Below are 8,404 nucleotides of genomic sequence, written 5' to 3'. Positions count from 1 at the left end.
CAGCGACAGCGATTGGGACAGCGGAAGCGGCCGAGCGCCTGAAGGTCGGCTCCAAGCGCTTCACGGAATCGTACATCCTCGCCGAGATCGTGGTTCGCGCGGCCGGCGGAGAATCCGTCGCCATGCACAAGCCAGGGCTCGGCAACACCGGCATACTGCATGCCGCGCTGAGCTCGGGATCGATCGACGTTTATCCCGAATACACCGGCACGATCGCGCGCGAGATCCTGAAGCGCGAGTCGGACCTCTCCATCGCCGAATTGAACGCCGCGCTGGCAGCGCAAGGCCTTGCGGTAAGCCAACCGCTCGGTTTCAACAATACATACGCCGTCGGGGTACGCAAGGATGTGGCCGCAAAGCTCGGCTTGCGCAGTATCGGCGACCTCGCCGGGCATCCGTCGCTGCGCTTCGGGTTTTCGCACGAGTTTCTCGCCCGCAACGACGGCTGGCGCGGTCTCGCCCGAAGCTACGGGCTCGAAGCGATCCAGCCGGCCGGGCTCGATCACGGCATCGCCTACGAAGCCCTCGACTCCGGACGGGTCGACGTGATCGACGTGTATTCGACCGACGCCAAGGTGCTGCGCTACGGCGTTCAAATCCTCGCCGACGATCGCAACTATTTCCCCCGTTACGATGCCGTGCTGCTTTACCGGCGCGATGTTCCGCAGCGTTTCGCCGCGCAATGGCAGGGCATCGCGGCGCTTGCCGGGCACATCGACGAAGCGACCATGCTGCGCATGAACGCCGCAGCCGAGATCGATGGCCTGAGCTTCCGCGATGCTAGCGCGTTGCTGTTCGATTCGGCTCCGCAGGCTCGGGAGCGAAGAACTTTTTTCGAGCTGCTGTTCGGACCCGATTTCGCCCGCCTGACCGTAGAGCACTTGCTGCTCGTTTTCATTCCGGTCGTCGCGAGCATCCTCGTCGGCGTTCCGCTCGGCATCGCGGCGGTGCGCAGGCAGCGCCTTGCGCAGCCGATCTTCGCGCTCGCCGGTATCATGCAGACGATCCCGTCGCTCGCCCTGCTGGCTTTCCTGGTTGCGCTGATCGGTGCGATCGGCATCGTGCCGGCCGCGATCGCGCTTTTCCTTTACGGCCTGCTGCCCATCGTGCGCAACACGCACACGGGTCTCGTCGGCGTCGGCAATGGGTTACGCCAGGCGGCCGCGGCGCTGGGTCTCTCCGCGCGGGACCGGCTCCTCAGGATCGAGCTCCCGCTGGCGGCACCCGCCATACTCGCCGGGATCAAGACCGCCGCGGTCATCAACGTCGGCACGGCAACGATTGCCGCCTTCGTAGGTGCGGGCGGCTATGGCGAGCGCATTGCCTCGGGGCTCGCGCTCAACGACAGCGCGTTGCTCCTGGCCGGAGCGATTCCCGCAGCCGCGCTGGCGCTGTTGACGCAGGCCGCGCTCGAGCTCGCCGAGCGCTATGCCTCACCGTGGCAGCGTGCGCAAAAGACCGCTCGCCCGAAGATCGAATAATCTAGCCGCGCCACTCGGTCAGGAACTCCTGCACCGTTGGCCGCGCGGTCGGGCGCGGCCCGCCCGTATGGGTGCCGAGATAGATAAAGGCGACGATCGCATCGTCCTCCTGCAATCCCAAGGCTTGCTTCACGCGCGGGTCGTACGCGGGATCGCCCGTTTTCCACATCGCCCCATACCCCATGGCATGTGCCGCCAGCATGATGTTCTGCGCGGCCGCGCCGGACGACAGGACCTGCTCGATCTCGGGAATCTTGCCGCCGCGCTGAACACGGGCGGCGACGACGACGATCAGCGGTGCCCGCAGCGCCTTGGCGCGTTCGCGCGCGAGCATGTCGGGCGTGGCATCGGGCGAGCGGGCTTGCAGGGTATCGGCCAGCACGTCGCCGAACCGGTTCAGCGCCTCGCCTCGGATGGCGACGAATCGCCAGGGCCGCAAGCGTCCGTGATCGGGCGCGCGCACTGCTGCCTGCAGTATCGCATCCAGCGCGGCGGCGTCGGGGGCCGGGTCCTGCACCTTCGCAGCCGACTCGCGCGTGTGCAGTGCTTCGATCGCATTCATGGCCGACTTTACCGTATCCATGTTGCCCTCTCTCGTTCCGACATCTATTGCAGACCCGCGCGCGCATACAGGCGCGCGGCGTTGTCCCACATGAGCTTGCGGCGCCGGCCCTCGCTCATCTCCCACGCCAGCGCCAATTTCACCGTCTCCGGGAAATGGCTCTCCCCGTGCGGGTAATCGGAAGCGTACATTAACACGTCGTCGCCGATGAGGTCCGCTACCGCGTTGGTCAATCCGGCGCCCTCGGGCACTTCGATGCTCTGGAAGTAGCGCCCGCTGGTCACGTACTCGCTCGGCTTCATCTTGAGCGCAGGCAATGCGGCGCGGATGGTCTGCGCGTGCTCGTCCAGGCGCTTCATCCAGAACGGCAGCCAGCCGTGGCCCGCCTCCAGCGTTGCGAGGCGAAGCCTGGGATAACGATCCATGAGGCCGCCGCCGATCAGCGCCGCCATGTTGCGCATGCCGCACCAGGGATGCGCGGCCGAGCGCTGGATGAAGAGATTCTCCCAGGTATCGAGGCCGCCGGGCGCATACGGCGGCATGACCGTAAAGGTATGCAGCACCACGGCGAGATCGTGCTCGGCCGCCTCGGCCCAGATCGGTTCGAAGTCCGGATGATCGATTGGCGTGCCGTAGGGCGCGTACAGCATCACGCCCCAGGCCCAGCGCGACTTGCCCCAGCGGCGCACTTCCTCGACGCTGCCTTGTACGTCGCGCCCACACGCGAGGATCACGCCGCCCAGGCGCTCGGGATAGGCGCCGCAGTAATCCTGCATCCAGCGGTGATACGTGCGATACATGCCCATTTCCAGCGCGACATCCTCTCCGGCCGTCCAGGTGCCGAACCAGCCCGACGGCAGCGTGAGATTCACGTCCACGCCTTCGTAGTCCATGTCCTTGATGCGCTCGGCGGGATCGTGGTCGACGCGCGGCGAAGGATCGCGCTCGCGCTTCACACCCGTGAACCCCGCCATGTAGCCCGCGGGCGCCTGATCGGCCTTGGCGTCGCCGAGCCTGCGGCGATAGAGGCGTTGGCCTTTGGCGTAAGTGACATGGCCTTTCGGGTTGCTGCGCTTGAATTCCTCCCAGCCGGAGAGCCGTGACTTCTCTTGCGCGGTGAGGTAGTTCTCCAGGACCTCCATGAAGGGTCCTACGTGAGTATCGGAATCGAAAATTTTGTAGCCGTTCTTCGCCATCGTCTGGCCTCCAGTGAGCCGTATCTATCGTCCAACCATTTGTCACGCCGGTCGCATGAGTCTAGTCCAGCTTGCGCTGCGCGCGTGCCAGAAATGCATGTTCAAGGTGTCTTCAGGCAAGAATGAGCAAGCTCGGGATCGCCGTCACGGCGGGCATCGCCTCCAGGCGCCAGAGCGCCTCGAGAGCCGCGTTCGCCCGTCTCGCACCGAGCACGCCCTCGGTCAGTGCGAGAAACTTGTCGGAAATCTCCGCATCCGTTTTCGGCTGGGACAGGTCGCCCTTGTCGCCGCCTGCTTCGCCGACGATGCAGCCGCCGTCGCGAAGGCGTACCGTCACCCGGGTGCAATGCATCACCGGTACGCGTTCGTACGCGGCAGTAAAGGCGTCGTCGGCGACCACCTCGATCTTCGGCAGCAACGCGCGCAAGCGCGGATCGCGCAAGCGAGCGTCGCCGAACGACGCGGGCGTCAACCGCTTGTCGATGAGCGTGGCGGCCACGACATAAGGAATGCTGTGATCGGCCGTTTCGCGCGAATCGGGATTCCAGTGATGCTCGCCCGTGCCCATTCCGGTTTTCGCCCGCTCGTAGACTTCCACCCGCACCTGCTCGATCTGCTCCACGTCCGTGAGCTTCGCGGCCGCTATCTCCGCGGCGAGAATGGACGAGATCGTGGTTGCGCACGAGGCGCGCGGCTTGATCAGCGTATCGTGGATCCTGAATGCGGCATCGCGGCCGCCGAACGTCTCGAGCGAGAAGGTCCGCCTCGCAACATGGTTGCACCACCCGGCCTTGCCCTCGAAAGGTGCATGCGCCCCTTTCATCCCCGCTTGCGCCAGCAGCGCGGCAAATACACCGGCCCGCCCGGCCTGCCCCGCCGCCACGGCTTTCCACATGGTGAGGTGGCCGGTCCGCGCCTGGTTCAAGGCGTTGTTCGGCACAATCGCCATCGACAACGCTTCGGCGAGCTCGTCGGGACCGAGCTCGAGCAGTTTGCCGGCACCGAGCGCGACGCCCATGGTGCAGAAATTCGTGCAATCGAAACCGGGCGTGCGCACCGCATCCGACATGCGAAGGTAGACTTCGTAGGCGAGCACGATGGCATTGATCAGCGCCTTCCCGCTGGCGCCCGTATACTCCGCGACGCCGAGCACCGGCGTCAGAACATCGCTGGGATGGCCGCCGCTGCTTCCCGGCCAGTGATAGACGTCGTTCATCTCGACGTAGCGCGCCGTCGTCGCGTTCACGAACGCCGCGACATCGGGCGATGTCACGAGCCGCGTGCCGATGACCGTGGCGCCCGCCGATTGCGGCATGCGCGCGGCGATATCGCGCGCGCTGCGGCATGCCTCGCCGAAAAATCCGCCGATGAGTGCGCCGAGCGTGTCGATGACCCGAACTTTGGCGGCGTGAACGGTATCGGCGTCGAGCGCCTCGTAGCGCGATCGCGCCGCGAAGTCGCTCAATTGCGACTGGATGCGGTCGACCGCCTTCGATGCGGCCGGCGTGCGTTCGAGCCCCGCTGGAGCTGCGTTCACGCGCGCCCCTCCATGGCCGGCGAATTCGCCGAGGTCACGACGATCTCGTCGCCTCGAAGGATGAAGCGATGATCGAAGCCCTCGGATGCCCACGCCATGTACCCGACCATATCGTCGAAGCGCGGGTCTCCGGCCCGCAGCACCTCGGGCCGGTACTGCCTGTCGATCATCATGGGCAGGAAGGAGACGCTTCGCACCCCGTCCTTCGCGAACTCCGCCTTCGCAAGCAGCGTGCGTTTCGCATCGCGCCCGTAAGGCAGCAGCGGATAGTCGGGGTCCTGGTCCGCGTGGTTGCGCAGCGCCCCGTGCACCCAGGGCGCTTCCTCCCATTTCGGCGACGGGAACGGCTTGGTCATGCAGAAGTTGCTGAGGCTATAGAAGATCGCCTTTCCCTTGTACGTCTCGATCGCCTTCGGGACATGCGCATGATGACCGAGGATGAGGTCTGCGCCGGCATCGATGCACGCGTGCGCGGCCGTCACCTGGTAATCCGCGATCACGCGCGGCACCCAGATGACGCCCCAATGGAACGCCACCACGACGATATCGACCCGACGGTGCAGGGCAGCAATGTCGTCGAGGATTTGGGTCATGTCGCCGTCGTGCGGGCGCGTGACAACGCGCACCGATGCATGCGGCCCGCGTCCCTCGTAACTCGAAACGACGCGCAGGGGCGCGATGCCGACCTTGCCCGGCGCCGCTTCGCCGCCTTCCGGTATCACCGAGCAATAGCCGAGGAATCCGACTTTGATGCCCTTGCGCTCGACGATGGCGGGCTGGCGCGCTTCGTCGAGATCCCGGCCCGCGCCGGTGACCGCGATGCCTTTTTCGAGCAGCAGCGCCCGCGTGTCGAGTAACGCGTCCGGGCCGAAGTCGTACATGTGGTTGTTGGCGATCGTCACCGCGTCGAAACCGCAGTCGGTAAAGATCTGCGCCATCTCGGGCGGTTGGCGGCCATGGGGTGAGGTTTCGCTCGCCTTGCCGCGCGAGGAGTATTGGCGCTCGCAGTTGGCGAATCTCAGATCGACCGTCGCCAGCGTCGGGCGCACCAGCTCGGTGTAGCGTTCGATCGGAAATCCATCCTTGGGCCCGTGAACCGGGCCGCAATCGCCGGTTCCGAGAAACGAAATCGTCGGCGCACCGGGCGCCGGCTGTTGTGCCAGGCTCACTGTCTAGTCCTTTCCTCTGGGTGTCAGCAGTCGCATGATTTCGGTGACGTCGGAGAGGTTCTCCAGCTGCGCAATCAGCGCAACCGCACGGTCGATGTCGGCGGGGTCGATCGGCTCGGCCGCGAACGACACGCAATCACGAAACTTGTCCTCGAGCATCGTTCGGCTGACCGGGTTCTTCGGATCACCGGGCACGCCCGCCGCCGTGCGCGACAGCAGGCGTCCGTCTTTCAGTCGAATTTCAACTGTCGGACGCGACACACCGGAGTTGCCCCCGACCGCAATCGCCCCCGGCAATCCTGGCCGATAGGAGATGCGATCCGCCATGGCGAGCACGCGCGGATCGCGCAAGCCCTCGTCGGTGTAATCGCGCAGCGTCACGTTGCCTTTGACCATCATCACCGCGGTCGTGAACGGAATGCTGTACTTGCCGTCGATGCCGAGCTTCGGCCGGCGCTTGAGCTGCAGCGGCTCGGAAAGTAGCTGCGTCGCTCCCCTACCGCCGACGATCTCGATCGCCTCGACCTCGTCGGGCTCTATGCCGAACTCCTCGCGCAACAAAAGGGTGGCGGCATTGGTCGGCCGCGTATAGCCGCACGCCGGCCAGACTTTGAACCCATGCAGATCCAGCATCGGAAAACGCTCGCCGAGCCCACCGTCGATCGCATCCCAGTCGGGACTCTCGGTGCGCACGTAGTTCCGGAACAACCCGTAGCGCCCTTCCAGAATCTCGCGCGAGCCGACGATGCCGCGCTGCGCCAACTCGGCCGAGAGAATCGCGCCCTGGCCGGAAAACCCCGCCTGCATGGAGCGCAGGTGCGTGGCGGTGCCGACCGCCATCTGCCGGCTACCGCTCATCTGGGTATACGCGATGCCGAACGCAGTCTCCGTACGATCGGCGTCGAGGCCCAGCAGGCGCGCGGCAGTAGCCGCTCCTGATACAACGCCGAAAAGCTGGGTCGCGAACCAGCCCTCGGTCATGGTCCAGTCGGCCCGCTCGCATTCGCGCGCGGCGTGTCGGCCTTCATCTCCCGGCTTTCGCCTTGCGAGTGAACTGCTCCCACTTCGCCACCTCGCGCAGATAGGTTTGTTTGAATGTTTCGACGTCGTCAGCGGCTGTCACCGCTCTGCTTGTACTTCGCGCGCGCCGATTCCGCCAGATAGCGCTCTTCCAGCTCGCGCTGCTTCTCCAGTCCTTCCCCACTCGCCGGAACCTCCGGGATCGGATACGGGCGATCCTTGCGGCTCGCGACGAATTCTTCCCAGGCGGCCATGCCCTTGGCGTTGAACTGCTGCATGAAGTCGAACAGCGCCGCCCAGGTGACGTGGTGGGTGAAGCCCGGATACCAGGCGATGTTGACGCCGAGCGCGAGGTGTTCTTCCAGCCCGAGGTAGCGCGGAAGCTTGCCTTTCATGAACGAGAACGGCCCCTGCACCCGCGCACGCGCTTGCTTGATCTCCTCCACCGAATGCGGGGACTCGAGCTGCACCCAATCCACGCCCGCCTGCTCCTTGTAAGCCTGCAGGCGCGCAAGGGCTTCGTCCAGCCCGCCGTTCGCGGCATCGCGTGCGTAGCATTGCGCCATGACTACGAAATCGGGATCGAGCTCGTTCTTCATGTCGACCGCTGCGCGATAGCGCGCGATCGCCTGTTCCAGCGGCACCACTTCGACGCCTGCGCTCTGCGTCTTACGCTTGCCCTCGATCGGCTGATCGTCGATGCGGATGCCGGCGATACCGGCGCGTATGCATTCGCGGATCATGCGCCGCACCGCCATGACCCCGCCATGCCCGGTGTCGCCGTCCAGCATGACCGGGAAATCCACGGCCTGCGCGATCCAGCCCGCCACCTGCACGCATTCGGTCATCGTCATGGTGCCCACGTCCGCGAGCCCGGTATAGGTGCCGACGACGCCGCCCGTGCCGACGAAGCCAGCCTCGCAGCCAGCTTCCTGCATGACGCGGGCATGCGCCGCGGTCGGCGGATGCAGGACGGCCAGCACCTTGTCCTTGCGCTGAATAAGTTGTTGCAGCCGAGCGGACTTTTCCCCCATGAACCCTCCTTGCCTGTCCTTCGACACGGTCCGACCGATGTCCGGGCCTGCGTGTATCATAGCGTACCCGCGTGTATACATGCGCGCTCGTCGAGCGGGTGACGCGACAGCGCGCCTGCAGCTTGCCGCCGCTGGGCGGTAGTGCCTGCCACGGCCGGCACTCGCGGCTCACGTGCCAACAGAGGAGGCATGACCATGGAGACAGCAATCACACTGCTCGGTTGCGGCGACGTCGGACCGATCCACGAGCCGGTCGATGCCTTGTGCGAGCTCGTGCGGCCGGTGCTGGCGCAAGCCGATCTGCGCTTCGGCCAGGTCGAGCGCGTGTATTCCGAGCGCGGCGCGATGCAGGTGCACTCGGGCGACGCCCATAGCCGCCTGCCCCCGCACATGGCCTCGATTTTC

The 8,404-nt window shown here is 65.7% G+C and carries 8 protein-coding genes; 2 read left to right on the top strand and 6 right to left on the bottom strand.

The features are described from left to right. The first annotated feature begins 11 nt into the window (after nucleotides 1–11). A complete protein-coding gene (locus GEV05_29235) occupies nucleotides 12–1,481 on the top strand; it encodes an ABC transporter permease subunit (GenBank protein ID MPZ47375.1) in 1,470 nt (489 codons plus the stop codon). A 1-nt stretch (nucleotide 1,482) separates the two neighbouring features. Here the strand turns inward: GEV05_29235 and GEV05_29230 are convergent, their stop codons facing one another. From GEV05_29230 to GEV05_29205, 6 genes are all read right to left on the bottom strand, one after another. Further along, nucleotides 1,483–2,043, bottom strand: a complete 561-nt coding sequence (locus GEV05_29230; GenBank protein ID MPZ47374.1) for a nitroreductase — start codon at nucleotides 2,041–2,043, stop codon at nucleotides 1,483–1,485. Between the two features lie 44 nt (nucleotides 2,044–2,087). Further along, complete coding sequence (locus GEV05_29225) at nucleotides 2,088–3,239, bottom strand: amidohydrolase family protein (GenBank protein MPZ47373.1); 1,152 nt, start codon at nucleotides 3,237–3,239, stop codon at nucleotides 2,088–2,090. 112 nt (nucleotides 3,240–3,351) lie between these two features. Beyond that, nucleotides 3,352–4,869 (bottom strand): hypothetical protein, encoded by a 1,518-nt coding sequence (locus GEV05_29220; protein ID MPZ47372.1) that lies wholly within the window; start codon nucleotides 4,867–4,869, stop codon nucleotides 3,352–3,354. Next, nucleotides 4,773–5,906: a CapA family protein gene (locus GEV05_29215; protein MPZ47371.1), complete on the bottom strand. Its 1,134-nt coding sequence runs from the start codon at nucleotides 5,904–5,906 to the stop codon at nucleotides 4,773–4,775. Before GEV05_29215 ends, GEV05_29220 begins: the two co-directional genes overlap by 97 nt. A 42-nt stretch (nucleotides 5,907–5,948) precedes the next feature. Continuing rightward, nucleotides 5,949–6,926, bottom strand: a complete 978-nt coding sequence (locus GEV05_29210; GenBank protein MPZ47370.1) for a hypothetical protein — start codon at nucleotides 6,924–6,926, stop codon at nucleotides 5,949–5,951. A 128-nt stretch (nucleotides 6,927–7,054) separates the two neighbouring features. Then, nucleotides 7,055–8,080: a hypothetical protein gene (locus GEV05_29205; GenBank protein ID MPZ47369.1), complete on the bottom strand. Its 1,026-nt coding sequence runs from the start codon at nucleotides 8,078–8,080 to the stop codon at nucleotides 7,055–7,057. 114 nt (nucleotides 8,081–8,194) lie between these two features. Between GEV05_29205 and GEV05_29200 the strand changes: the two genes are divergently transcribed. Further along, nucleotides 8,195–8,404 (top strand): CapA family protein (locus tag GEV05_29200; protein ID MPZ47368.1); only part of this gene is annotated, 210 nt, incomplete at its 3' end.

The sequence above is a fragment of the Betaproteobacteria bacterium genome (assembly GCA_009377585.1).
Classification (GTDB): Bacteria; Pseudomonadota; Gammaproteobacteria; order Burkholderiales; family WYBJ01; genus WYBJ01.
Note: the sequence above shows the minus strand (reverse complement) of the source record. Positions and strands in the feature narration are given on the sequence as shown.

What these genes read in the sequence shown, in the direction of transcription:
- GEV05_29230 (MPZ47374.1), bottom strand. Translation starts at nt 2,043, where the DNA reads ATGAATGCGATCGAAGCACTGCACACGCGCGAGTCGGCTGCGAAGGTG.
- GEV05_29210 (MPZ47370.1), bottom strand. Translation starts at nt 6,926, where the DNA reads ATGACCGAGGGCTGGTTCGCGACCCAGCTTTTCGGCGTTGTATCAGGA.
- GEV05_29205 (MPZ47369.1), bottom strand. Translation starts at nt 8,080, where the DNA reads ATGTATACACGCGGGTACGCTATGATACACGCAGGCCCGGACATCGGT.
- GEV05_29225 (MPZ47373.1), bottom strand. Translation starts at nt 3,239, where the DNA reads ATGGCGAAGAACGGCTACAAAATTTTCGATTCCGATACTCACGTAGGA.